General features: G+C 71.5%; 16 protein-coding genes and 1 pseudogene. 5 read left to right on the top strand and 12 right to left on the bottom strand.

Annotated elements, in window-relative coordinates; all coding sequences use genetic code 11:
- The first annotated feature begins 37 nt into the window (after nucleotides 1-37).
- Nucleotides 38-1,051, top strand: coding sequence for a Gfo/Idh/MocA family protein (locus AAFF41_RS06485; RefSeq protein ID WP_319746009.1), 1,014 nt, complete (start codon nucleotides 38-40; stop codon nucleotides 1,049-1,051).
- 18 nt (nucleotides 1,052-1,069) lie between these two features.
- Here the strand turns inward: AAFF41_RS06485 and AAFF41_RS06490 are convergent, their stop codons facing one another.
- Nucleotides 1,070-3,091, bottom strand: a complete 2,022-nt coding sequence (locus AAFF41_RS06490; RefSeq protein WP_343323643.1) for a phosphocholine-specific phospholipase C — start codon at nucleotides 3,089-3,091, stop codon at nucleotides 1,070-1,072.
- A 447-nt stretch (nucleotides 3,092-3,538) separates the two neighbouring features.
- On the opposite strand from AAFF41_RS06490, the gene AAFF41_RS06495 reads away from it, so the two are divergent.
- Nucleotides 3,539-4,969 carry a PP2C family protein-serine/threonine phosphatase gene (locus AAFF41_RS06495; RefSeq protein ID WP_319746004.1) on the top strand — a complete coding sequence of 477 codons (1,431 nt, stop codon included), beginning with the start codon at nucleotides 3,539-3,541 and terminating at the stop codon, nucleotides 4,967-4,969.
- An 80-nt stretch (nucleotides 4,970-5,049) separates the two neighbouring features.
- Here AAFF41_RS06495 and AAFF41_RS06500 read toward each other — a convergent pair whose 3' ends face one another.
- Complete coding sequence (locus AAFF41_RS06500) at nucleotides 5,050-6,552, bottom strand: DNA-binding protein NsdB (protein WP_319746001.1); 1,503 nt, start codon at nucleotides 6,550-6,552, stop codon at nucleotides 5,050-5,052.
- A gap of 233 nt (nucleotides 6,553-6,785) precedes the next feature.
- On the opposite strand from AAFF41_RS06500, the gene AAFF41_RS06505 reads away from it, so the two are divergent.
- Both AAFF41_RS06505 and AAFF41_RS06510 read left to right on the top strand, forming a co-directional pair.
- Complete coding sequence (locus AAFF41_RS06505) at nucleotides 6,786-7,931, top strand: aminoglycoside phosphotransferase family protein (RefSeq protein ID WP_060898028.1); 1,146 nt, start codon at nucleotides 6,786-6,788, stop codon at nucleotides 7,929-7,931.
- 328 nt (nucleotides 7,932-8,259) lie between these two features.
- Nucleotides 8,260-10,251: an N-acetylmuramoyl-L-alanine amidase gene (locus tag AAFF41_RS06510; RefSeq protein WP_319745998.1), complete on the top strand. Its 1,992-nt coding sequence runs from the start codon at nucleotides 8,260-8,262 to the stop codon at nucleotides 10,249-10,251.
- Between the two features lie 62 nt (nucleotides 10,252-10,313).
- Here the strand turns inward: AAFF41_RS06510 and AAFF41_RS06515 are convergent, their stop codons facing one another.
- From AAFF41_RS06515 to AAFF41_RS06525, 3 genes are all read right to left on the bottom strand, one after another.
- Nucleotides 10,314-10,532, bottom strand: coding sequence for a hypothetical protein (locus AAFF41_RS06515; protein WP_343323644.1), 219 nt, complete (start codon nucleotides 10,530-10,532; stop codon nucleotides 10,314-10,316).
- A 144-nt stretch (nucleotides 10,533-10,676) separates the two neighbouring features.
- On the bottom strand, nucleotides 10,677-11,681 hold the full coding sequence (locus tag AAFF41_RS06520) for a helix-turn-helix domain-containing protein (RefSeq protein ID WP_319745992.1): 1,005 nt from the start codon (nucleotides 11,679-11,681) through the stop codon (nucleotides 10,677-10,679).
- Between the two features lie 126 nt (nucleotides 11,682-11,807).
- On the bottom strand, nucleotides 11,808-15,458 hold the full coding sequence (locus AAFF41_RS06525) for a S8 family serine peptidase (protein WP_343323645.1): 3,651 nt from the start codon (nucleotides 15,456-15,458) through the stop codon (nucleotides 11,808-11,810).
- A 426-nt stretch (nucleotides 15,459-15,884) separates the two neighbouring features.
- On the opposite strand from AAFF41_RS06525, the gene AAFF41_RS06530 reads away from it, so the two are divergent.
- Nucleotides 15,885-16,904: an LLM class flavin-dependent oxidoreductase gene (locus tag AAFF41_RS06530; protein ID WP_319745985.1), complete on the top strand. Its 1,020-nt coding sequence runs from the start codon at nucleotides 15,885-15,887 to the stop codon at nucleotides 16,902-16,904.
- A 16-nt stretch (nucleotides 16,905-16,920) separates the two neighbouring features.
- On the opposite strand, the gene AAFF41_RS06535 is transcribed toward AAFF41_RS06530, so the two are convergent.
- From AAFF41_RS06535 to AAFF41_RS06565, 7 genes and pseudogenes are all read right to left on the bottom strand, one after another.
- On the bottom strand, nucleotides 16,921-17,418 hold the full coding sequence (locus AAFF41_RS06535; protein ID WP_054232928.1) for a hypothetical protein: 498 nt from the start codon (nucleotides 17,416-17,418) through the stop codon (nucleotides 16,921-16,923).
- A 195-nt stretch (nucleotides 17,419-17,613) separates the two neighbouring features.
- Nucleotides 17,614-20,505, bottom strand: a complete 2,892-nt coding sequence (locus AAFF41_RS06540; RefSeq protein ID WP_343323646.1) for a helix-turn-helix transcriptional regulator — start codon at nucleotides 20,503-20,505, stop codon at nucleotides 17,614-17,616.
- A gap of 152 nt (nucleotides 20,506-20,657) precedes the next feature.
- Entirely contained in the window at nucleotides 20,658-21,272 is a 615-nt protein-coding gene (locus tag AAFF41_RS06545) for a CGNR zinc finger domain-containing protein (protein ID WP_319745978.1), read from the bottom strand.
- A 281-nt stretch (nucleotides 21,273-21,553) separates the two neighbouring features.
- Nucleotides 21,554-21,796 carry a DUF397 domain-containing protein gene (locus AAFF41_RS06550; RefSeq protein WP_054232930.1) on the bottom strand — a complete coding sequence of 81 codons (243 nt, stop codon included), beginning with the start codon at nucleotides 21,794-21,796 and terminating at the stop codon, nucleotides 21,554-21,556.
- Nucleotides 21,797-21,879: 83 nt separating this feature from the next.
- Entirely contained in the window at nucleotides 21,880-23,046 is a 1,167-nt protein-coding gene (locus tag AAFF41_RS06555; RefSeq protein WP_319745975.1) for a thiolase domain-containing protein, read from the bottom strand.
- Nucleotides 23,043-24,097: pseudogene (locus AAFF41_RS06560) on the bottom strand (thiolase domain-containing protein). The gene AAFF41_RS06555 and the pseudogene AAFF41_RS06560 overlap by 4 nt, the downstream one beginning before the upstream one ends.
- The gene (locus tag AAFF41_RS06565) at nucleotides 24,098-25,039 is read right to left on the bottom strand and encodes a Zn-ribbon domain-containing OB-fold protein (protein WP_319745969.1); all 942 of its coding nucleotides are present in this window, start codon (nucleotides 25,037-25,039) and stop codon (nucleotides 24,098-24,100) included.
- Nucleotides 25,040-25,124: the final 85 nt, after the last annotated feature.

Consider the following 25,124-nt stretch of genomic DNA (forward strand, 5'->3'; position numbering starts at 1 on the left):
AATCGCCTCCAGAGCTGTCTGCCGGAGAGGTGAGCGCGTGAGTGAGCTGTTGGGTGTCGCGGTCCTGGGTGCGGGCCACATGGGGGCCGACCACGTACGACGGATCGACCGGGTGGTGAACGGCGCCCGGGTGGCGGCGGTGGCCGATCCCGACACCGGGCGCGCCAAGGACGCCGTCACCGGCATCGACGGTGTCTCGGTGCACACCGAGGTGGCGGCGGCCCTCGACGCACCCGGTGTACAGGCGGTGTTGATCGCCTCCCCCGGGCCCGCGCACGAGGAGGCGGTGCTCGCGGCCTTCGACCGCGGTCTGCCGGTGCTGTGCGAGAAGCCGATGGTGCCGGAGTCGGCCGGGGCACTGCGGGTGGCGGAGGCGGAGGCGCGGCTCGGCCGGAGGCTGGTGCAGGTCGGATTCATGCGCCGGTACGACGCCGAGTACCAGCGCCTGAAGTCCCTGCTGGACAGTCGGCGGCTGGGCCGTCCGCTGATGCTGCACTGCACGCACCGCAATGTGTCCTCCCCGCCGGGCTTCACCTCGGCGATGCTGGTCAACAGCTCCGTCTCGCACGAGATCGACGTGGCACGCTGGCTGCTCGACCAGGAACTCACCGCCGTGACCGTGCTGCGCCCACGGGCGTCCACGGGTGCCCCCGAAGGTCTTCTCGACCCCCAGTTCGTGGTGTTCGAGACGGCCGAAGGCGCTCTCGTCGACGTCGAGGTCTTCGTCAACTCCGGCTTCGGCTACCAGGTGCGCTGCGAGGCGGTCTGCGAGTCCGGGAGCGCGCGGATCGGGGACGAGCACACCATGGTGGTGACGACGGCGGGCGATGCCCGCGAGGAGGTGGCACAGGACTACCTCGTACGGTTCGCCGACGCCTACGACCGCGAGGTGCAGGCCTGGGTGGACGCCACCCGGCAGGGGAAGGTGACCGGGCCGGGCGCCTGGGACGGGTACGCGGCTTCGGCCGTCGCCGAGGCCGGGGTCCGGGCGCTGGAGAGCGGCGGCCGGGTGACCGTCGAACTCGCCCCGCGCCCGGACCTCTACGCGTGATCAGCCCTCTACGCGTGATCAGCCACTGACGCTCGCCGTGCCCGTCTCGATGTGCCCGGTGAACCGGCGCGACCAGCTCGCGTCGGAGTCGACGGTGATCGTGAAGTCGTACCAGCCGTTCTGGTACGCGACGGCGTTGAAGTAGTCCTCGGCCGAACCGCCCGCGGCGACGGTGTACGTCCACGGCCCGTCGCCGCGGTACTGGTTCGAGGTGATCGTGAACTTCACCGGGGCGGCCGAGGAGTTGGTCATCTTGAAGTAGAGGGCGGTCTTGCCGGTGCCGGGTTCGGTGGCGTAACGGGTGCTCACCTCGGCCGACTTGCCCGCCTGGGTCGCGTCGCCCTTGAAGCGGCGCAGGAAGCGGTTGGGGCCGGCCATGGTGAGGTCGTACTTGCCGTTGCCGAACCCCGAGCCGATGTTGAAGGAGTCGGAGGCGGTGCCGCCGGCGTCGATGGTGTACTGGCAGGGCGTGGTGTCGCGGTAGGCGTTCGGGTGGATCGACAGGTGCGCCGCCCTGCCGGCCGGGGTGCCCTGGTTGGCCATCGTGAACCAGGCGAGGACCTTGCCGCCCGACCCGAACTCCAGGTGGTCCAGGTAGCCGTTCGGCTGGTGGGGCAGGGCGCGCGCGGGCCGGGTGCCGGGCTCCTGGGCGGGCAGGGCGTTGGTGGTCGGTACCGGGTTGGGCAGGGGGCCGCAGGTGGCGATCCCGAGCACGCTCGTGGCGGGCAGCGGGACCGTCCCGTAGGCCGGGTTGCCGAAGTCGAAGACCCCGATCAGGTCGCCGGTGACCTTGCGGCGCCAGGCGCTGATGTTGGGGCAGGCGGCGGGCTTGCCGAGCGCCGTCGTCCATGTCTCCAGGAAGCGCAGGACCGAGGTGTGGTCGAAGACCTCCGAGGAGACCCAGCCGCCACGCGTCCAGGGCGAGATGACGAGCATCGGAACACGGAAACCGAGACCGTACGGGACGCCGTTGAGGAACTCCCCCGCCGTGTTCGCGGGCGGAGCCGGGGGCGGCACGTGGTCGAAGAAGCCGTCGTTCTCGTCGTAGTTGAGGAACAGGACGGTGGAGTCGAAGACGTCCGGGTCGGCCGCGAGGGCCTTGTACACCAGGTCGACGAAGTGGGCGCCGTCCCCGGGCGGGGCATAGGGGTGCTCGGAGAAGGCCTGGTCGGCGACCACCCAGGAGACCTGGGGCAGGGTGCCCGCGAGGACGTCGGCCCTGATGGCGGCGGCTATGTCGTCGGGGGTGGAGCCGGTGACCTTCGGCACGGAGGCCATGCCGCGGTCGTAGAGCGGGTCGCCCGCCTTCGCGGAGGCGAACTTCTTGAAGTAGGCGCAGCCGTTGTCGCCGTAGTTGTCCTGCGCGTTCTGGTAGACCTTCCAGGTCACTCCGGCCGTCTGGAGCGCCTCGGCGTAGTTCTGCCAGGTCAGTCCGGACTCGTCGCCGCCGTCGTAGCTGGAGCCGTCGACCTTGCCGCTCCACAGGTAGGTGCGGTTGGGGCCGGTCGCGCTGAGTGCGGAGCAGAAGTAGGCGTCGCAGATCGTGTAGTTGTCGGCGAGCGCGTAGTGGAAGGGGATGTCGGAGCGGTCGAGATAGCCGAGCGAGCGGACGTTGCCGACACCGGAGACCCAGTTGTCGAGGCGTCCCTTGTTCCAGGCGGAGTGCTGCGAGGACCAGGAGTGCGGGAGGTCGCCGTTGCACTGTGCGAGGGTCTCGCCGTCCTTGCCGCCCGCGGCGGGTGTGGAGCTGAGCTTCCACGGGTACTGCCGTCCGACGCCGTTCGGTTGGTTGAAGACGGAGTACCCGCCGGACAGGGTGATGCCGCTGCGGTCGTCGAAGCCGCGGACGCCCTTGAGGCGGCCGAAGTAATGGTCGAAGCTGCGGTTCTCCTGCATGAGGACGACGACGTGCCGTACGTCCGAGATGGTGCCGGTCGTCGCGCCGACGGCCGCCGCCGGGCGCGAGCCGACGCCCAGCGCGGCGCCCGCCGCCACGGATGCGCCGAGTCCCACGAAACCTCTTCGGCTGATCGGTGTCATTCGCCCGCCCCCTCGTGACCGGAGTGCCCCTGCGGCACACCGCGCGCCAGCGTGCACGCGGCGATCGCCGGGAGCCCTACCGATGCGGTGAGAGACGAATGAACAGCGGCCGAACGCCGCCGCCTTTCGTCTGTTCACTGTGAACGTTGCCCCCCTCTTTCCCTGGCATGGACACGCCGCGTACATATGACCGTCGAACAAAGAAATGAAGGACGGACCCGGCCAGCCCCGGAGCCCCTCAAGTCACGTACTCTTTCTACGACTTGGGCGCGCGACCCGCGTACCGAATCCATGCCGGTCGACTCGTCCGTCTGGACTGCGGCATATGCCAGAAGCACCACCGGATCGTGTGTTGCCAAATCCCTTACAGGGCGTCGCGGGCTGTGCAACAGTCGTAACGGTCCCTCCGCCCAGCCTTGGTCGTACCGTCCCCCATCGGAGTGCGTCATGCCGTCCCATCTCTCTGCGGACCGCCCATCCGCCCAGCCGCCCCCGCGCGGCTCGGTCGACGCGCTCATTTCGCAGACGCGACGGCTGCGCGGCGAGATGGACGCCGTTCGGCGGGACGCTCCCCTCGACGGCACGGACCCCCAGGGACGCTGGCAGCGCGCGCTGTGTGATCTGGCGATGCACCAACTCGACGACCTCGACCAGCATTTGGCACAGCTGCGGGACGGACCCCCGCCGGTGCCCGCGGAGCCGGCCCGCGCGCCCGCCGCACCTGCCGCGTCGGCCGCGTCCCGGCGCGGTTCGCTGCTCAGCCGGGTGGGCAGTGCCGAGTGGAACCTGCTCACGGACGAGGCCAGTTGGTCCGGAGAGCTCTACGACATCCTGGGCCGCGACCCCGCCGCTCCCCCGCTCACCCTCGACGAACTGCCGTCGCTGATGCTCGACGAGGACCGGCCGACGCTGACGGCGATGGTCACCGACTGCCTCATCGACGCCAAGCCCATCGACGGCGAGTTCCGTATCGTGCGCCCCGACGGCGGGGTACGGACCGTGCACATGATGGGCGAGCCCGTGCTCGACACCGACGGCAGCACCGCCGCGATGTGGGCCGTGCTGCGCGATGTCAGTGAACTGCGGCGCAGCCAGCGGACGGTGAGCGAGAGTCGTGAGTCGCTGCAGCTGCACCGGCACCACGCGCAGAGCGAGCGCCGGCTCGCGGTCCAGCTGCAGGAGGCCGTCCTGCCGCCCTGGCGCGGCTCCCTGCGCTTCCCGCAGCGGGGCCCCGAGGCCCTGGACCTCGCCGCCCGCCATCTGCCCTCCTCGAACAGCGCGCTGATCGGCGGCGACTGGTACGACGCGATGGAACTGCCCGACGGAGCGACGCTGTTGAGTGTCGGTGACCTCACCGGGCAGGGCGTCACCGTCGCCTCGGGCATGGCGATGCTGCTCGGCGCCCTGCGCGGCATGGCTGTCGCGGGCACCCGGCCCGGGCAACTCATGTCCTGGCTCAACCAGTTGCTCGACGCCTCGGTGCAGCCGTCCCTCGGCAGCGCCGTCTGCTGCCGCTACCGGCCCGAGACCCGCACCCTCACCTGGGCGCAGGCAGGACACCCCGCCCCGCTGCTGTTCCGCAACGGGACGGGGCGCATGCTGGCGGCGCCGGACGGCGTGCTGCTCGGGGCCACCTCCGGAGCCGTCTACGGACAGGCCGAAGAGACCCTCGAAGACGGCGACCTGCTGCTCCTGCACACCGACGGACTGGTCCCCGGGCACTATGGAGCGCAAGCCGTCCAGAGGCTGCTCGACCTGGCCCCGCGCTTCCGCGGAGCCCGTACGGCCCAGGACTGCGTACGGACGGTTGTCGAGGAATTCGGCGAGAGTGAGCGCGAGGACGACGCCTGCGTGCTCATCGCCAGGATCGGCTCATAGACCTCACCGAGATCGGCTCACAGTCCGCCCTGGAACGCCCCGGCCTGAAACCCTTTACGGTGCACACAGGCAAGGAGTGCTCATGCCTGTGTGGTGGTGCCCCCGCGCTTCGGCCTGAGCGAGCCCTTGGGGAGGGCGAGTTGGATCTCCTCACGCAGTTCGTGGATCTTCGGGTAGCCGGAGTACTCGGCGGTGAGCCGGTACATCTCGCGCAGCCGGTCCCAGGTGCGGTGGGAGGAGTTCGCCCCCATCGACACCAGGGCCAGCCGGGCATAGCGGTCCGCCTGCTCGGGGTCGTCCGCGATGAAGCACGCCGAGGCCAGCGACAGCCAGTCGAAGATCTGTGACCGCTGCCGCCCGTTCTCCCGCAGATGCAACGCTTCCTTGGCGTGGCGCTGCGCCGTGGTCGCCGCGGCCGGGTCGTGCTCCGCGAGCGTCCGGTAGGCAAGCGCCTGCATGCCGTGCATGTCCGCCTCGTCGAACATCTGCATCCAGCTCGGCGGTGGCACATCACCCTTGTCGGAGACGAAGAGGTCTTCCGCCTCCCCCAGGGTGCGCCGCATGGCCTGGCCCTTGCCCATCGACGCCTGAGCCCAGGCCTCGATCGTGTAGAGCATGGCGCGGGTGCGCGGCAGCATCTCGGAACCCGAGCCCGACTTGGCGAGCTTCATCAGGTCCAGGGCGTCGTCGGGCCGGCCGAGGTGCACCATCTGACGGGCGGCGCGGGAGAGCGCCTCCCCGGCGCGCGGCCGGTCGCCGCCTTCTCTGGCCGCGTGCGCGGCGATGATGAAGTACTTCTGGGCCGTGGGCTCCAGGCCGACGTCGTGCGACATCCAGCCCGCGAGGACGGCGAGATTGGCGGCGACGCCCCACAGGCGGCGCTGCAGATGGTCAGGGTGTCGGTAGGAGAGCATGCCTCCCACTTCGTTGAGCTGGCCCACCACGGCCTTGCGTTGCAACCCGCCGCCGCGGGCCGCGTCCCAGGCCCGGAACACCTCGACCGAGCGCTCCAGTTCCTCGATCTCCTGCGACCCGATGGGGGCGGCCTCGTAACGGTCGAACCCAGCGGGGTCGGCGTGCAGGGGATTGTCGACTACAGGGGCGTCGGCCACGAGGGCCGGATCGGTGTGGAGCCAGTCGTGCATGGCACTGCTGAGTGCGGATCCCGCGGCGAGCGCGGCACCCGCGCCCACCAAGCCGCGTCGGTTGAGCATGAGGTCCATTCCCGTGAATTCGGTGAGGACCGCAGCGGTTCGCTCGGGCGCCCACGGCACACCGTCGGGATGTTCCACATTCCCGCCGCCCGGCCGTTTCCCCACACGCCCGTGCCGCACCAGACCGAGGTCCTCGATGGTCACGACACGGCCGAGACGCTCGGTGAAAAGAGCCGCCAGCACTCGCGGAACCGGATCGCGCGGGATCTCTCCCATGTCGATCCAACGCCGCACCCGTGAGGTGTCGGTCGCCAGCTGAGGGTGACCCATGGCCGCCGCCTGCTTGTTGACCAGCCTCGCGAGTTCGCCCTTGGACCAGCCGGCCAGGCCGAACAGATCCGACAGACGAGTGTTGGGTTGTCCGTTCACGTCAAGCCCCCAGGTTCTCGGCTGAGTTGACAGTAACCCTCTGTCAGTTGCTGAGCGACTATTCGCCAGGGTTCGCCAGGGTGCGCCAGATGGTCTGCCACTGGGCATCCGGTGTCAGGTAGGAAAGCGCCACCCCGACCCGGCTACCGAGGGACATTCCCCCAGGGTGTACCAGGGCGGCCGGGGCGGGTAGCGCAGCAACTTGCAGGCACACGAAGGGATCTGTTTCGCCCATGTACACAGCATCGTCCTCCGTGTCCGCTCCGCCCCGGTCGCTTCACCCCCGCCCGGCGGCGGCGGGCAGCGGCCCCTACCTCGACCCCGCTCGACCGGCGGCCCCCGTGCTCGGCGCCGGCAGGACGCGGCGCGTTCCGGGGCTCGGCACCCAACCGCTCAGCGGGAGAATCGACTTGTCCGGCCCTCAGGGCGCGCAGCTGCGCACGGCGATCGCGTCGGTGCACCGCATCTGTCCGGAGTTCGCTCCGGTCCAGGTACTGCGCCGCAGCGGGCGCTCCGTGCTCCTCGTCGGCACGACGGGGCGCAGCACGGCGGTCGCCAAGTGTTTACTGGACCACTCCTCGATCTGGGCGGAGCGGATCAGGCACGAAATAGCGGCATACCGATCGTTCGTGCGGCATCGGCCGCCGGTCCGGGTGCCCCGGCTGATCGCGGCGGACCCGGACAACTGCACCCTCGTGATCGAGCGGATGCCGGGGCGGGTGGCCGCGCTGCAGCGGCACCCGGCGGAGGCGCCGCCCCGCGCGGACATCCGGGCGGCACTGGGTGCGATCTGCCGGCTGAACGCGTGGCGGCCGCCGGCGGGGACGTTCGACGCCCCGCTGGACTACGCGGAGCGGATCTCCCGTTTCCATGAGCTGGGTCTGCTCACGGACCGGGACATGGGCGACCTGCAGAAGCTGGTGCACGGCATCGCGCACTCGGCGGGCCGGCAGGGCATGGGCCAGTTCTGTCACGGGGACGCGTTGCTGTCGAACATCCTGCTCTCACCGGCCGGTCCCGTGCTGGTGGACTGGGAGCACGCGGGCTGGTACCTGCCGGGCTACGACCTGGCGACGCTGTGGGCGGTCCTCGGTGACGCTCCCGTGGCACGCCGGCAGATCAGTCAGCTCGCGCAGTCCGCCGGTCCCGCGGCGCGCGACGCCTTCCTGGTGAACCTGATGCTCGTACTGACCCGGGAGATCCGTACGTACGAGACGGCCGTGCAGCGTTCGATGCACGACGCGACCCCGGCGGCACCGGGACCGGCCCATCCGGGTGCTGCGCCGTCCGGCGAGGAGCAGCGGCTGCTGCTGCGGCGGCTGCACGACGACTGCCAGATGGCCCGTCGGGCCGTTCGAGCGGCGGTCGGCACTCGTTGACGGGGACGAAGGCCCGCGGTGCGCCTGAACGGCGGCACACCGCGGGCCTTCGTCCTGCGGGGGCACTGCCGTGCGGCGCCGATGTACGGCGAACGGCGCGTCCCCGCCGGCATCCCTTCCGGGCCATCTTCACCCGTTCGCGCCACCGGTCCACTCCACTGACGCCTCGCAGGCCGTTCCGCTGCCGCCACGAAATCGTGTTCGTCCTCCGCTGACATGGAAAATCGCCTGCTCCTGGGCATGATTGACGGATCGTCGGAGAGCCGATACCACTGACCCACGTTCGGCCTGCACGCCCCACCGCGCTCGACCGTCCCAGGAGGCTGCATTGCGAGGATCCGTCACCGACCCCGAGGCCACCGCCGGGCACAGACGCGCGCGCCGTACCGCGGGCGCCGTCGCCTCGGCGACGCTGTTGCTGCCGCTGCTCGGCGCGGCACCGTCGAACAGCACCGCGCAGGCGTCCTCCGATGGGCTCCAGCGGGCCTTCGCCGGCGCCGCCGCCGAGTACCACGTGCCGCTGAGCGTCCTGCTCGGCGTCTCCTACCTCCAGTCCCGCTGGGACGCGCACGCCGGCGCGCCGAGCGCCAGCGGCGGCTACGGCCCCATGCACCTCACCGACGCACGGACGGCGATCGCGGAGGCACCGCACCACAGCGACGGCACGGAGGACGCCCGCGGTGACAGCTCGCGCGCGGCCCTGCTGCCCACCACCAAGGTGCCGCAGAACTCCCAACTCCCGGCTCGGCTGAAGACGTTGACGAAGGCGGCCCGGCTCACCGGCCTGCCCGAGGAACGGCTGCGCACCGACGCCGCGGCGAACGTGGCGGGCGGGGCCGCGCTCCTGGCCGCCGCGCAGAAGGACCTCGGCGAGCCGCTGAGCGCCGACGCGGCCGACTGGTACGGCGCGGTGGCACGCTTCTCCGGCGCGGACGACACCGCGACCGCGGCGACGTACGCCAATGACGTCTACGGAGTGATCCGCGAAGGCGAGGAGCGCACCACGGACGCAGGTCAGCAGGTCGCGCTGGCCGCCCGGCCCGGACTGCGCCCCGACACCGCGCAGCTGCGGCGGGCCGGGCTGCGTACCGTCTCCGCCAAGAGCACGGAGTGCCCCACGTCCGTGTCCTGCGAGTGGATTCCGGCCCCGTACTCGGAGTTCGGCAACAATGACTACGGGAACCACGACCTCGGTGACCGGCCCACGTCGCAGAGCATCAAGTACATCGTCATCCATGACACGGAGGGCACCTGGGACGGCGTTCTGAAGCTGGTCCAGGACCCGACCTACGTGTCGTGGAACTACACGCTGCGCTCGACCGACGGTCACATCGCCCAGCATGTGAAGGCGAAGGACGTGGCCTGGCACGCGGGCAACTGGTACATCAACGCCAAGTCGATCGGCCTGGAGCACGAGGGATTCCTCGCCTCGCCGGACGCCTGGTACACGGAGGAGATGTACCGGGCCTCGGCGCGCCTGGTGACCTACCTCGCCGAGAAGTACCACGTTCCGCTGGACCGGCAGCACATCCTGGGTCATGACAACGTGCCGGGCCCGACCACCTCGACCATCCCCGGCATGCACACGGACCCGGGCCCGTACTGGGACTGGCAGCACTACTTCACCCTGCTCGGCCACCCCTTGCAGCGTGCGACGAAGGCGAAGACGAGGACGAGTGGCGGACTGGTCACCATCCTGCCGGACTTCGCTCGGAACCAGCCCCGGTACACGGGCTGTGTCACCAGCGGCGAGCCCTGCGCGGCGCACGGCTCCAGCGAGGTGCGGCTCTACTCCCGGCCGGACGAGACCTCGCCCCTGATCAAGGACATCGGGCTGCGTCCCCAGGGCGACGACTCGACGATCGACGTGAACGACGTGGGTTCACGGGTCTCCACCGGACAGCGGTACGCGGTCGCGGACCGGAACGGCGACTGGACGGCTATCTGGTACCTGGGCCAGAAGGCCTGGTTCAAGAACCCGCAGGGCCGGCCGACGGCGGTGAACGCCTCGGGTCAGGTCGTGACCCCCAAGGCCGGCGTCACGGAGATCCCCGTGTACGGGCGTGCCTACCCGGAGGCGGCGGCGTACCCCGCGGGCGTGCCCGTCCAGGCCGTCTCGCCGCTGCCGTACAAGATGCAGGCAGGCCAGAAGTACGCGGTCGGTGACAAGGTGCCGGGCGAGTACTTCTACGCGCCGACGTTCGACACGACCCCGCACAGGGTCGTGATCGGCAAGGACATGTACTACGAGATCCAGTTCGGCCACCGGGTGGCGTTCGTGCGGGCGGCGGACGTGAACCTGACGCGCTCGCGCACATAGGTGCCGGGGGGCGCGGGGGCCGGGCCGCGGACAGCGCCCCGGCCCCGGCTCCCGTAGCGTCGTTACTCCGACCAGTCGAGCTGGTGTTCCGGCACCCCGAAGGTCCAGCCCACCGCCCGGGCCTCGGCCCGGGCCGTACGGTCGCCCCGCGCATAGCGCAGAACCCGCCCCGGGAACACCACGAACGTCTCGTCGGCGGACCGCAGATCCGCGTACCAACCGGGCTGGTCCAAGGCCCCCGATATCGCCTCGGCGACCTCCGCCGCGCGCGCCGCCGCCACGCTGAACTCGATGACCGTCCAGACGTCCGGCTGCCCGGGCCCGACGTTCCGCGGACGGAACCGATAGATCTCCCACCGTCGGTCATGGGGACTCCTGTCGATGGCGGGCGTACTGCCCGGAGACGGGCACCGGGCCCCTCTCCGCTACACCCAGTCCCGGCGAGCGGCCTGCCAGGCCAGTTGCATACGGGTGGCCGCCCCGGCGAACGTCATCAGTTGCTGGATATGACGTTGGACCGTACGCCTGCTCAGGCCCAGTTGCGAAGCGATCGCCTTGTCCGTGACGCCTGCGACGAGCAGAGAGAGCAGCCGTCGGTCCGTGGTGGAGAGGGAGTCGGCGCCGGATGTCCCGTCAGTGCCGCTGACCGTTCCGGTGTCGTCGACGTGCAGGGGGATGGCGTCGTCCCAGTAGCGTTCGAAGAGTGCGATGAGCGCGGCGAGGAGGCTGCTGTCGCGCACGAGGGCCGCGGTGGGTTCCTCGGGGCTGCCGTGCGGACCGCCGGGTACGAGGGGGCAGATGGCGATGGCGCGGTCGGACACGGCGAGTCGCAGGGGCAGATGGGGTACCGCGCGGGCGACCTCACCCGCCCGTACGCCCTCGATAACGTTGTCCACGGCTCCCTCGTCGTCGAAGAACGCCTTCTCGTAGAGGACCCGATAGCGCACCCCGCGGGCCAGGGCGTCGAACTCCGCCTCGTTGCTGCCCGACGGCATGGCGACGTACTGGGCCTTGCAGAACCACAGCATCTCGTCCTGGGTGTCCGCCTGGATGCGGCGGAGGTGCTGGCGCAGGGCGTCCGCCCCGGTGATCACCTCGATGAGCTCGCCGGCGTCACGCCGGCGCATGGTGTCCCGGTAGGTCGCCAGCAGGGCGGTGGCCGTGGCGCGGGCCTGGTCGAGGGCGTCGGCGTTGCGTTTGAGCCGGGGCATGAGCGCCACATCGGGTGGCGTGGCCCGGTAGAGCCGTGGTGATCCGTCGGTGTGACTGGCCAGTCCCCTGGCCGTGAGCGCCTCGAGAGTCTGTGCGGCGTCCGCGGTGGTGGCACCCGAGCGGATCGCGAATTCGCGCGCCGAGGCGTTGCTCATCGTCACCAGGATCCGGTAGGCGGACTCCTCGGCGTCGGTGACCCCGGCGGCTTCCAGTGTCACGGCGCTCTCCTTGGTCCCACCCCGTCCAATGGTTGAACACCGTACTGCATCCGTGTGGACGGGCGGCGGGTGCACGGCCGCGTCGCTTCGCCGTGCACCCGCCGTGCGTGCTGTGCGCGGCCGTGTCTACCCCCGTTGCAGGTAGGCGCGTTGCACCGTCTGTCGGACACTGTTGCCGAGCCGGTCTCGTGCCGTGACCCGCAGGGTCACATACGCGTCGCCGTGGCCGGAGGGCCTGGTGACGGTGGCCCGGAAGGCGTTGTGTCCGCGGCCTTGGACCGCCGCCCCGCCCCAGTGCCTGCCGTCGTCGTAGGACACCTCCACGCGCAGGGACACTCCCTGCGGGGCGGGCTGCCCGTCCTGGGCGCGGACGGCCAGGCCGATGGTGTGCGTCCGCCCGGCTCGCACCGCGTTGTACGCATCGACCGGTACGTCGTAGTCGAGTTGCAGCAGGGACAGCGGTGTCGCCGTGGCCGTGGTCGCGGAGCGGAAGGACCAGGAGGTGTCCGTACGGGTGGCGAACGCCCACTCGTCGTCCACGCGCGAGGTCGTCAGGTCCAGCCGGTAGTCGGCCGCGCCCGGGGAGACCTCGAAATCGGTCCAGGCACTGTCGGCGTCGGCGACCTTCGCCCCGTCGCGGTAGAGCGCCGCGGCTGCCGTGTCACCGCCCGGCGCGTCGGCCGCCGTGGCGAGTCCGCCCACCCCGCCGCCGTCACCGGCGAGCAGCCGTGACCAGTGACCCGCCGTGGAGTCGGTGAACTCCGGGATGCGCAGGGCCAGTACGTCTCCGGTCCGTACCGAGGGCGTCGTGGTGCCCCGGGGGATCGAGGGGCGCACCACTGCCCCCTGCCAACGCTCGTCGAGGTGCTCGCCGGGCCGGTAGGTGCGGGGCGCGTCGTGCATGCCCACGGCCAGCGGCATGTCGACGTCGAACGTGGTCGTGTGATGCACCCGGTGGAGCCAGGCCGTGCCGTTCGCGCTGACGTACTCGGTGCGAACGAAGCCCGTCGGCACATAGCGGGTGTACTGCAACCAGGCGGTGTCCTGGTAGGGGCGCCGGGCGAACCGCTGTTCACTGGCCCAGGGCGCTCCTCCGTTGTCGGCGTACGTGGTCCGCAGCACCGCGCTGTTGCGCTCGGACACCGTGTACACGACCTGCCGGGGTATCTGTTGGGACGACGTCTGCATGACGTCGTAGAGGTAGGGGCTCTTCGCCGTTCCGGTGAACCTGACGGTGGTGGTCGGGTGCTTCTTCAGCCGGTCGAGCAGGGCGGCACCCACCGCCTTGCCCACGCGGACGGTCGGCACTGCGGTGCGTTCGCCGTCAGGGCTCCAGCGCGTCCAGGCGATGTCGGCGAAGTGGGTCATCAGCAGTCCGCGTACGCCCGCTGCGGCCGCCTGCCGGGTCAACTCCCGCTCGTCCGTGCCCTCTTCGTTGCGGACGATCGCGAGTTTGCCGCGGGCCCGGCTGAAGTCGGGCGTGGCGAAGGTGCCCGCGTCCACGGCGGTCAGGGTGATGCCGCCGGCGTCGAACAGCGGTGAACTCGGCATGTAGTACGGATTGAGGGCGAGGTCGCTGCCCGACACCTTCGCCTCGAGCAGCGGGGCGACCAGCTGCCAGCGCGAGGCGAACTCGAAGGTGCCGTCGGTGACGGCCGTGGTGGGGCTGACGTAGAGCCGCTTGGCCAGGTCGAAGTACATCGTGCCCTGGAGGAGGCTGTGTCCGTCGATCTGCCGGTAGGTCTGGTAGTCGAGGATGCCGCGCTGTTCGGCGGGCCGCGGCGTGCGGATGTCGACCTTGGTGGTCTTGCGCGCGTCCAGGGTGACGGCCGTGTCCTTGGTGACCTTCACCTCCGGCAGGACGACGTGGCGCAGTTCCTGTCCGTCGTGGGCCGTGTCCAGGCTGGAGTAGTCGAGTTGATAGGTGCCTTCCTCGACTTCGGCGACGGCGGGCTCGGTGCTGACGTAGTCGACGAATCCGTCCGTGCCCCAGATGGTGGGCAGTGCCTGGACGCGGTTCCCGTCGTGGTCGTAGGTGGTGACGGTGAGCTTGTGGGTGGGGCCGTGCACCACGATGCTCACCGTGGTGTGGACCTTGACCGCGCCGTCGGTCGTGGTGGCGGTGACATAGCCGTAGTAGTCGCCCCGGCCGGCCCGGGAGGGGTCCACCGTCAGCGGCACGTCCACGGTGGCACCGGCGGCGATCCGCACCGCGTCGGAGCCGAGTCGCAGCGCACCGGTCGTGAGTTCCCGGCCGCCGGTGGTGGCGAGGTGGGCGGCGAGCGCGAGGGTGACGTCCTTGTCCGAGGTGTTGGTGTAGCGGACGGTGGCCGTGCGCGGGGCGCCGTTGTCGCCGCCGGTCCCGTACGGTCCCAGGGCCACACTCCCGGTGGCGGTGACCGGTCCGAGCGCCGCCGCGGCCACGTCGACCCGGCCGCCGCCCTCCTCGGTCACCTGCTGTCCCCCGACGGTGTGCGCCGTGCTGATGAGCGCGTCCTTGAGCCGCTGTCCGCTCCAGGTCGGATGCGCCTGGGCGAGCAGGGCGGCGGCGCCCGCCACGTGCGGGGTGGCCATCGACGTACCGGAGGCGGCCACATAGTACTGGTCCACCGGTTCGCCCATGGTGGTGCCGGCCGCGCGGGCCGCGACGATGCCCACGCCCGGCGCGGTGACGTCGGGCTTGACCGCGCGGTCGCCGTGGCGCGGACCTCGGCTGGAGAACGGGGCGAGTGAGTCGTCGCGGTCCACCGCGCCCACGGTCAGTGCGGCGTCCGCGGCGCCGGGCGAGCCGATGGTTTCCTGGCCCTGCTCTCCGCTGTTGCCGGCCGCCACCACGAACAGGGCGCCGCTGGTGCTGCTGAGTTCGTCGACGGCGAGGCTCATCGGGTCGGTGCCGTCGCTCACCTCGTCCGAGCCCAGGCTCATGTTGACGACCTTGGCGCCCTCGGCGGCGGCCCACTCCATGCCGTCGATGACCTGCGACTCGGTTCCGTAGCCGTCGTCCCCGAGGACCTTGCCGATCAGCAGGTCGGCGCCCGGTGCCACCCCCTTGCGGGTGCCGCCGGACGCGGCGCCGGTCCCGCCGACGGTGGAGGCGACGTGGGTGCCGTGGCCGAAGACGTCACCGGTCCCGGAACTGCCCGAGAAGTCCTTCGCCTGGCTGATGCGTCCGGCCAGGTCCGGATGGGTCTGATCGACACCGGTGTCGAGTACCGCGACCTTGACGGAGGTGCCGTCGTACCCGGCCTTCCAGACCGCCGGGGCGTTGATCTGTCCGGTGCTGCGGTCGAGGGTGGCGTCCACCCGGCCGTCCAGCCAGATCCTGGGCGTGGCGGCCACGCCCGCGGCGCTCACCCTGTTCGGGGCGGGGGCGAGTTGCTTCCAGAACCGGCCCAGGTCGTCGTCGGAGATCCGGACCGCCTGCGCGTCGATGCTGTGCAGCGTGCGGGCGGGCGCGTCGTCCTCGGTCAGCGTGGTGAGCCTGTGCACCGCGGCGGCCGGGACACCGGCCGGTCGGCCGATGATCAGGGGGAGCGTGTCGGTGTGCGCCGCGTCGTACTTCTGTTTGATGAGTGCGCTGACGTTGAACAACTGCCGGTCCAGGCGCCCGGCGGAGACCAGGTCCTGGGCGTCGGAGGGCAGAACCGTCAGGTCACCGTCCTGTTCCACGGTCCGGAACAGGATGCCGCGCCTGCCGCTGCCGGGCTCGACGGCGGCGATCCGCTTGCCGTCGCCGTCCGTCGTGACGGTCACACGGTCGCCGGTGATCAGCCGCACGGTGGCGCTGCCACCCGCCGAGCCTCCCCGAGACAGCGGTGGCTGCCGTTGCCGTCGTGGTCGTCCCGGCCGTACTGGACACACCAGCCGCGCCGGCCGCCGATGGCATGCCGCCGGCGGTCAGCGCCAGGCCGGCCGATATCACCGCCGCGAGGCGGATGCGTCTCATCTGATCGGCACCTTTCCGTGCATGGTCGTGCGCGTGAGGAGATCTTCATTCGGGTGCTGCACAGAATCCGCTGCCGCCGGACTCGATGTCACCGTTTCCCGGTGGCGCGGATGGGACATGTCGCAACCGCGCCACCCCGCGGACTCCGTGGACGTCGGGGCGGCAGTGCGGAAAGCGCCTGCCACCCTGGGCATAGCCGCCGTGGCGCCGACGTTCGACTGTTCAACAGAGATCGTCGCGAACGTTGGAGGAGCCTCGTGCCACTGCCCTCACACCCCTTGCGGAAGCTGGGCTTCTTGACCATCGGGTTGTTCGACGAGGCCGACCCGCGGCGGGGTCACGAGTCGACACTGGAGATCATCGAGCTCGGTGAGCGGCTGGGATTCGACAGCGCGTGGCTGCGACACCGTCATCTCCAGTACGGGATCTCCTCCCCCGTGGCCGTACTGGCGGCGGCCTCGCAGCGCACCAGCCGGATCGAGCTGGGGACGGCGGTCATCCCGGTGGGGTGGGAGAACCCGCTGCGGCTGGCCGAGGACCTTGCCACGGTCGACATCCTGTCCGGGGGCCGCCTCAACCCGGGCGTCAGCGTCGGCCCGCCGATGCACTACGACCAGGTCAAGCGGGCCCTCTACCCCGACACCGGCGACGTAGAGGACTTCGGCTACGCGCGCGTGGAACGGCTGCTGGACTTCGTGCGCGGCAAGTCGGCGACCGACTTCAGCGGCGTCGAGGGCTTCGAGGTGTTCTCCGACCGCGTCCAGCCGCACGCCGCGGGTCTGGGCCGGCGCATGTGGTACGGGAGCGGCAGCCTGCGCTCCGCGCAGTGGGCGGGCGAGCACGGGATGAACCTGCTGACCAGCAGTGTCGTCAAGGCGGAGGAGTCCGAGGACTTCGCCGAGATCCAGCGGTCGCACATCCGGACGTTCCGCGCCCACCACCCCGACGGCGACCGTGCCCGGGTCTCCCAGGGCCTCGTCGTCATTCCCACCGACAGCGCCTCACCCGAGCAGCGCGAGAAGTACGAGGAGTACGCCCTGAAGCGCACTCCTCGTACCGCGACCCCGCAGGGCCCGGCCCGGATGATGTTCGCGCCCGATCTCGTCGGCACCTCCGAGGAGATCGCCGAACAGCTGTACGCCCACGCCGCGTTCCGGGAGGTCGACGAGGTCGCGTTCGCGCTGCCGTTCACCTTCGGGCACGAGGACTACGTGCAGATCCTCACCGACCTCGCCACCCGGCTCGGTCCGGCACTCGGGTGGCAGCCGGCCGCCTGAAGGCGGCGCCGGGGCCTCAGCCCTGCTGGAAAAGCTCCGGGGGCAGCGGCTTCAACAGGGCGTACAGGTCGTCGGTGATGGGACGGTCCCAGGCGGCGATGGTCACCAGGACATTGTCGCTGCGGTCGAACTGCACGCAGGAGATGCGGGTCTCGGAGAGCTTGAGACGGCGCACGATGAGGAGACCGTCGCCCTGCATCACCGGGATGTCCTCGGTCCCGGTGACGGTGACCTCCTCGTCGTTCTCCAGCGCCAGCAGCAGCTGGGCCACCTCGAAGGGGATCTCGTCCTCGGCGACCTCGCGGGCCGGGGAGCCCTCGGGCAGATTGCCGATGATCATCGCGGGGCCACGGCCGCCGAACAGGTCGTAGCGCAGGAAGACACCCTGGCAGCTGCCGTCCGGGGCGGGCAGCAGACCGGCACCGAGATTGCCCGGCCAGTCACCCGGATCCATGGCCAGAACGTCGAAGTCGGGCCCGGCGGGCGTGGCGCTGCGGCGGCGGAGGAAGGACATGCCGCAATGGTACGTGCCCGGGCGCGAACCGGACCTCGGGGGCGTCCCCCGTGCGTGGCCCCCGGACCCGGCTGTGCGTGGCTGCCGGACCCGGTTGCGGATGGTGCCGGACCGGCCGCGCGTGGCCGGTCCGGACCCGGCTGTGCGCGGTCGCCGGACCCGGTTGCGGATGATTGCCGGACCGGCCGCGCGTGGCTACCGGGCCGTTTGCTGGCCCAGCGCCGCCGCCAGTCCCGTACGGTCCGTGCCCACCTTCCGGTAGACCGCCGAGAGCAGGCGGACGACGGTCGGTTCCTCGGTCCCCAGCTCCTCGGCGACCTCGGTCGTGGTGCGGCCCCGGGCGGTCAGCGCGGCGGCCGCGCGTTCACGGGCGGTGAGGGTGTCCGTCTCGGTGCTGTGCAGGCGGCGCGGGCGCAGTCCGGCGGCGGCCAGCTCGGCGCGGGCCTCGTCGCCGAGACCGTCGGCGCCGCACTGCATGGCCGCGTCCAGTCCCCGGTAGAGGTGTTCGGCGGCTTCCTTGGGAGAGCCCGAGCGGCGCAGTTCGGTGCCCAGGGCGACCAGCGCGCAGGCCAGTTCGTAGGCGGCCGGGGAGCGCTCCAGGTGACTGACGGACTCTTCGAGGAGCTTGACGCGGGTCGAGCCGGAGGAGACGTCGGCCGCGGCCCGCAGCGCCTGTCCGACGGCCGAGGGGGCGCCGAACTGGCGGGCGCGGTGCACCGCTTCGAGTGCCGTGGCGACGGCGCGTTCCGGCGCGTCGTGCTTTTCGGCGCGGGCGAGGTGGAGCTGCCAGGGGCACCAGGAGGGGTTGCGCATGCCGCGCGGGTCCAGACGGCGTCCGGCCGCTTCGAGCTCGGCGGCGGCTTCCTTGGTGAGGCCGCGGGCGAGCAGCAGTTCGCCGTGCACGGTCTGGACGTCGGGGAAGGTGACGGCGGCCGGGAAGGGCGCGCCGAACGCGTGGTCCTCGCCGATCTGGGCGGCCTCGGTGACGCGACCGCGGGCGAGCAGGATCTGGATGATGACGCCGACGGCGTACCAGTGGACGGGGGTTCCGGCGCCGACGCGTTCCGCGAGCCTGAGGCCGGCACGGGCGAAGTCCTCCGCTTCGGCGAGTCGGCCGCGGCGGTAGCGGACGTATCCGAGGAGGGTGTAGCCGAAGGAGAGGTGGGCGCCGTGCCAGCCCTGGGACTCGAAGTCGGCGATCCCGGCGGCGAACAGTTCCTCGGTGCGGCCCGGGCGGTCGGCGTACATGAAGGTGAGGGCGACCAGGACGGGCACCTCGAAGCCGCGATCGGCCTCGGCCCAGCGGATCCCTCCGGCGAGGGCGCGTTCGGCGTGGTGGAGCGCGACGTGGGCGGGCTCGCCGCGCAGGGTGGCGTCCCAGGCGCGCAGGCCGATGACATAGCGCTCGGTGAGGTCGCGGCCGGTGAGCCGGTCGGCGAGGCGGGCCAGGCGGCGGGAGCGGGCCGGGGAGTCGGGTTCGTCGGCGCGGAAGGCGTCCCACATGAACTGTTCGGACTGCATCCGCAGCCGCACCCGGGCGTCGCCGGTCACGCGGATCTCACGGGCCAGCGTCTCGGAGGCCTCGGCGAGCCGGTCGCTGTGGGCGAGGACCTGGGAGAGCCGGTAGACGATGTTGTGGCGCAGTTCCGGGTCGGTGATGGGTTCTTCCAGGGCGGCCCGGAGGTGGTTGACGGTGGTCGCCGGTTCGGTGAGCAGGGAGGCGCAGCCCAGTTCGTGGAGGACCGCGGCCCGCTCCTTGAGGGGTGGCGGTTCGCGCAGGGCGCGCGCGAGGTAGCGGCGGGCGGCGTCGGGGGCTCCGGCGCGCTGGGTCTCGCGGGCGGCGGCGCGCAGCTGCTGGACGACCCAGTTGTCGCCCTCGGGGTGGGTCTCCATGAGGTGGCGGGCGGCGGCGGAGGGGCCGAGCCCTTCGTTGATGACGCACCAGGCGGCCTGGCCGTGCAGGGCCACGCGGACGGCGGCCGGGATGGCTCGGTAGACGGCGGTGGCGATGAGGGGGTGGACGAACTCCAGGGTGTCGGCGCCGGCGAGGATACGGGCGCCGCGCAGGGCGTCCGCGGCGTCGGCGGCCTCCTCGGAGCCGAGGCCGGCCACGGCGGCGGCCAGGGTCGGCGGGATCTCGGTGCCGAGGACGGCGCAGGCCCAGGCGAAGCGCACGGTGGAGGCGCCGAGGCGTTCGAGGCGGGCGATCAGGCCGCTGCCCTTGACGGCGGCGGCGAGGTCGCGCAGCAGGTGCGCCCCCTCCTCGGTCGGGACCAGCCCGCGGTCGCGAACCTTCGCGGTCAGCTCCACCGCCTCGAAGGGGTTGCCCGCGGTGACCGCCCAGCACTCGCGGCAGAACACGTCGTCGGCCTGGGTGCCGAGGTCCTCGCGGACGAGGTCGGCGACGGCGGCGGCGCTGAGCGGTTCGAGGTCGAGGGGGCGCTGGCCCGCGCGTCCGGGAAGGCTCCTGAACGCCTCGGCGTGGTCGGGGAGTTCGTCGGGCCGGTAGGCGACGGCGAGCAGCAACGGAAGTTCCTCGACGCGCGGCGCGAAGGCGGCGAGCCAGCTCAGTGACTCGGGGTCGGCCCAGTGCGCGTCGTCGAGGACGAGCACCATCGGGGCGCGCTGCACCGCGAGGTGGGTGAGCACCCAGTCGAGGCCGTCGCGCAGGCCCTGCTGGTCGGGCGGGGCACCCTCGGACGGGGCGCACAGGCCGAGCGCGGGACCGACGATCGTGTACCAACTCCCCAGCTGGGCCCGGAGTTCCGCCTCCGCGATCCCGGCGAGCTGGGGTTGCAGGAGCTGGCGGGCGACGTGGAAGGCGACGCCCTGTTCCTGGTCGCCGCCGCGCGCGGACAGGACGGTGCAGCCCTGGGCCGCGGCGCGCCGCCGTACCTCGGCGAGGAGCGTGGTCTTGCCGATTCCGGCGCGTCCGGCGAAGGCGAGGAGCGCGCCGCGGGGCCGCTCGGATGCTTCGGTTCCGTCCTCGCGCAGACCGGTGAGCTCGTTCAACGCCTCGTCGGCGGCGGCGAGTTCACCCTCCCGTTCGAAGAGTGTCCTTCTGCTGCGTACAGCGCGTTGTCCCATGATCCACCCCCTGGCCACGGTGGTGCGGTCCACGCGGGGAGCGGATGCGTACCGTGACCTCCAGGGACCTCAGAGTACGCTCGTAGCGCCTCGTGGGGAGCCCTTCCGCAGCTACCCGGCGCGGGCTTCTGCCGACCGACCGGATTCTTCGGTCAATCCCCCACGGCCTGCGCGGATTTCCTGTGCCGTTCGTGATGGCGGGCGACACGTGCACGGTTCCCGCACGAAGGTTTGCACCACTCCTGTCGCGGGTGTTCCTTGATGAAGTAGCGCACGCAGCGTGGCGCGTGGCAGGCGTGCAGCCGCGACCGGTCCGGGCTCGCGAGGAAGGCGAGGGTGGCGCGGGCGAGCAGTGCCGGGAGGGGAGCGGCGCCGCCCGCGGCTTGCCGGCGTACGACAGGTTCGGCGCCGTCGTCCCAGGTGAGGACGGGGACGGTCGGCGCGAGGGCGGCGGCGGTGTTCAGACACAGCACGGCCTGGGGTACGGGAAGCAGCCGGGCGGCGTCGGCCGGGCTGGGGTCGCCGGGGCGCACGGCGCGGGCGAACAGGGCGCGGACCGCGGCGCGCAGGTCGCGTACGGCGGCGAGCGCGGCGGCGTCGGCGACGAAGGCGTCGGCCTCGGGCAGCAGGTCGGCGTGCCCGCGCACCCAGGTGGTGAGTCCACCGGGTTCCGCGAGGTCGTCGGCCACTCCGCCCTGTCCGTCGTGCCGGATGGTGAGGGCGAGGTCCAGGGCGAGCCGGGTGTCCGCGTCGATCGAGTCCGCCATGACGCGAATGATAGGTACACGTGCACCCATGAGCCGCGCGGGGCCGCCACGCCGTTCAGTCGTACGGGGCCACCGTGCCGTTCGATCCCTCGGGGCCATCGGGCCAGTCCGTCGATCGGGGCCGCCGTGCCGTTCACGATCGCCCGTCCCACAGAGGAAGCCTCGTCCTGGGACCGGACCCCGGCTCGGGCACCGGCCCCGGGACGGGACCCACGTCGCGTATCGCCTCCTCCTACGGGGCGTCGGCTCGCAGTCTCGACGTCAGGTCGGGTCAGGTCGGCTCAGGTCAGGTCGAACTCTCCCTCGCGGGCGCCCGACACGAACGCGCCCCACTCGGCCGGTGTGAAGATCAAGGAAGGGCTCGCGGGGCGGCCACTGTTGCGCATCGCGATGAAGCCCTCGACAAAAGCGATCTGGACGTCTCCCCGCCCTCGGCTGCTGGACTGCCATTCGGCGTTGCTGAGGTCCAGCTCAGGCTTGTCCCACCCCGCCAGCGGGTGCTGCTCGATGGTGCTCTCGGCCACGTCCGTGCTCCTCCCGGTTCGTCGTCCGCCGCCAGCCTAGCGATCGGTTCCGGCGGCGGACAGGCCACGTGAGGGGGACGCTTTCAGGAGGTGGGCGGCTCGGCCCCGACCAGCCACATCGAGAAGAACTGGGATCCCCCTCCATAGGCGTGTCCCAGCACCCTGCGAGCCCCTTCCACCTGGTGTTCTCCCGCCTGACCGCGCACCTGAAGTGCCGCTTCGGCGAAGCGGATCATGCCGGAGGCGCCGATCGGATTGGTGGAGAGGACACCGCCCGACATGTTGACGGGCAGGTCCCCGTCAAGCTCGGTCACACCGGATTCGGTGAGCTTCCAGCCCTCGCCCTCCTCGGCGAAACCGAGGTTCTCCAGCCACATGGGCTCGTACCAGGAGAAGGGCACGTACATCTCCACGGCGTCGATGTCACGGCGCGGTTCCGCGATGCCCGCCTGCCGGTACACGTCGGCCGCGCAGTCCTTGCCCGCCTGCGGCGACACACAGTCCTTGCCCGCGAACAGGGTCGGCTCGCTGCGCATCGCGCCGCCGTGCAGCCACGCGGGCCGCCTCGGCGAGCGGGCCGCCCCCGCCCGGTCGGTGAGGACCATCGCGCAGGCGCCGTCCGAGGACGGGCAGGTCTCCGAGTAGCGGATCGGGTCCCACAGCATGGGCGAGGCCTGCACCTTCTCCAGCGTGATGTCGTGCTCGTGGAGATGGGCGTACGGGTTCTTCAGCGCGTTGCGCCGGTCCTTGTACGCGACCAGCGAGCCGACGGTGTCGGGCGCGCCGGTGCGCCGCATGTACGCCCGTACGTGCGGTGCGAAGAAGCCGCCCGCCCCGGCCAGCAGCGGCTGCTGGAAGGGGATCGGCAGGGACAGGCCCCACATGGCGTTCGACTCGGACTGCTTCTCGTAGGCCAGGGTCAGGACGGTGCCGTGGACGCGGCCCGCGATCAGGTTGGTGGCGACCAGGGCCGTGGATCCGCCGACGGAACCCGCCGTGTGCACCCGCAGCATCGGCTTGCCGACCGCGCCGAGCGCGTCTGCGAGGTACAGCTCCGGCATCATGACGCCCTCGAAGAAGTCGGGCGCCTTGCCGATGACCACGGCGTCGATGTCGGCCCATGTCAACTCGGCGTCGGCGAGCGCCCGCCCGGCGGCCTCGCGGACGAGTCCCGCGAGGGACACGTCCCGTCGGGCCGCCACGTGCTTGGTCTGGCCGATGCCTACGACGGCCACGGGCTCCTTGCTCATCGGGAATCCCCTTCGAGTACGGCGACCAGGTTCTGTTGGAGGCAGGGCCCGGAGGTGGCGTGGGCGAGCGCCCGGCCGGACTCGCCCCGGTGGACGCGGGCGGCGGCCTCACCGATGCGGATGAGCCCGGCGGCCATGATCGGGTTGGCGGCGAGGGCGCCGCCGGACGGGTTGACGCGCACCTCCTGGCCGAGCCGCAGCGCCTTGCGCAGGACCACCTCCTGGGAGGTGAACGGCGCGTGCAACTCGGCCGTGTCGACGGACCGTTCGAAGGCGCCGGCCCGCTCGGCGGCAAGGCGCGTCGACGGTGAGTCCGTCAGATCGCGCACGCCGAGGCCGTGCGCCTCGATGCGATGGTCGATGCCCCGGATCCAGGCGGGCCGCCCGCACAGCTCGCGGGCCCGCTCCCCGCCGCGAGGATCACGGCGGCGGCACCGTCGCCGACGGGCGGGCAGTCGCCGACGCGCAGGGGCCGTACGAGGTACTCGCCCTGGGCCACCGCACCCCGAAGCTGCGCATGGGAGTTGGTGGCGGCCGAAGCACGGCTGCGGGACGCCACCCCCGCCAGCGCGGGCTCGTCGGTCTCGCCGGCGTCGATGAGCGCCTGCGCCTGGAGGGCCGCGAGGGAGACGGAGTCGGGCCACAGGGGCGCGACGTAGTACGGGTCGAGCTGCCGGGTCAGCACGTCCCGTACGGATCCGGGTGACGACTTCCCGTACCCGTACACCAGAGCGGTGTCGGCGTCCCCGGTGAGAAGTTTCGTCCACGCCTCGTACAGCGCCCAGGCCCCGTCCATCTCCACGTGCGACTCGGAGATCGGCGGCCAGGCGCCCACCCCGTCGAGGGCCATGGTGAAGGAGAAGGCGCGGCCCGCCAGGTAGTCGCTCGAACCGGAGCAGGTGAAACCGATGTCGCTGGTCTTCAGCCCGGTCTGGTCGAGGACGGCGTGCAGGACCGGGATGAGCATCTCCACCTCGGAGAGCTCGTCGGTGGTGCGCAGATGGTCGCTCTGCGCGAAGGCGACGACGGCGACGTCCCTGATGGGCGGCATCTACAACAGCTCCTTGTACGTGTCGTACTCGGCGTCCGGTTCGCCGGTGGGCCGGTAGTGGTCGGGATAGCGGCCGCCCTCCGTCCACACCGGCTCCACCCGCAGCCCCATGCGCACCTGGTCGTAGGGGATGCCGCCGATCCGGCCGTGCAGCGCGAGGTCGGCGCCGTCGAGGGCGATGTGCGCGTACACGTACGGCACTTCGATGTCGAGGTTCCTGGCCTTGATGTTCACGATGCAGTACGTGGTCACGGTGCCGCGCGGGCCCACCTCCACCTGCTCCGACGTGACGACACCGCAGGTGGGGCACGCGCCCCTCGGCGGGACGTACACCTTGCGGCAGGACGGGCAGCGCTCGCCCACGGTGCGCCGCGAGGAGAGGCTGTTGATGTAGGCGGACTGGGCGCGGCCGGGCGAGTAGACGTAGTCGAGGCGCGCGGGAGCGACGATGCCGGTGACCATGTCCTCGAACCGCCCGTCGTGACCCGCGAGCTGCGGGCGGTCTCCGTCGTACGGCTCGAAGCAGGCGATGTCGGTGATGGCGCCGGTGCGCTGCGCCGCCCAGCGGACACGCACGCGCATCCCGGTGCGTACGACCTCGGGGCCCGGCGCGTCCAGGGCGTGCAGAAGGGCGGTGTCCGCGCCGTCGAGCCGGACCAGGACCCAGGCGAAGGGGGTGTCGAGGGGTTGGCCCCGACGGGGTTCGTGGTTCCAGGCCCAGGTGGTGACGGTGCCGGTGGGGGCGACCTCGACGAGCTCGCCCAGGTCCTCCGCGGTGACGGGGTCGTACTCGACGGGCGGGACGAGCGTCCGGCCGTCTGCGGCCTTCACACCCAGGACGACACGCTCACGCAGCCCGGTGAGAAACGCGCTCTGGACGGGGCCGAGCGATCGGGTGAAGGGGAACTCGACGACGAGGGGGGCTTTGAGGACTTCAGGCATCCCGGTTGTCTCCTTAGGGGAGGGGGATCGTGCGCGTCACGACTCCGTCGGGGGGAGGATCGAGCACGGGGTGACCGCGTCGGGG

The organism is Streptomyces mirabilis, assembly GCF_039503195.1.
In the GTDB taxonomy this organism is placed as follows: Bacteria; Actinomycetota; Actinomycetes; order Streptomycetales; family Streptomycetaceae; genus Streptomyces; species Streptomyces mirabilis_D.

What these genes read in the sequence shown, in the direction of transcription:
- AAFF41_RS06490 (WP_343323643.1), bottom strand. Translation starts at nt 3,091, where the DNA reads ATGACACCGATCAGCCGAAGAGGTTTCGTGGGACTCGGCGCATCCGTG.
- AAFF41_RS06495 (WP_319746004.1), top strand. Translation starts at nt 3,539, where the DNA reads ATGCCGTCCCATCTCTCTGCGGACCGCCCATCCGCCCAGCCGCCCCCG.
- AAFF41_RS06505 (WP_060898028.1), top strand. Translation starts at nt 6,786, where the DNA reads ATGTACACAGCATCGTCCTCCGTGTCCGCTCCGCCCCGGTCGCTTCAC.
- AAFF41_RS06535 (WP_054232928.1), bottom strand. Translation starts at nt 17,418, where the DNA reads ATGTCCTTCCTCCGCCGCCGCAGCGCCACGCCCGCCGGGCCCGACTTC.
- AAFF41_RS06540 (WP_343323646.1), bottom strand. Translation starts at nt 20,505, where the DNA reads ATGGGACAACGCGCTGTACGCAGCAGAAGGACACTCTTCGAACGGGAG.
- AAFF41_RS06545 (WP_319745978.1), bottom strand. Translation starts at nt 21,272, where the DNA reads ATGGCGGACTCGATCGACGCGGACACCCGGCTCGCCCTGGACCTCGCC.
- AAFF41_RS06555 (WP_319745975.1), bottom strand. Translation starts at nt 23,046, where the DNA reads ATGAGCAAGGAGCCCGTGGCCGTCGTAGGCATCGGCCAGACCAAGCAC.
- AAFF41_RS06565 (WP_319745969.1), bottom strand. Translation starts at nt 25,039, where the DNA reads ATGCCTGAAGTCCTCAAAGCCCCCCTCGTCGTCGAGTTCCCCTTCACC.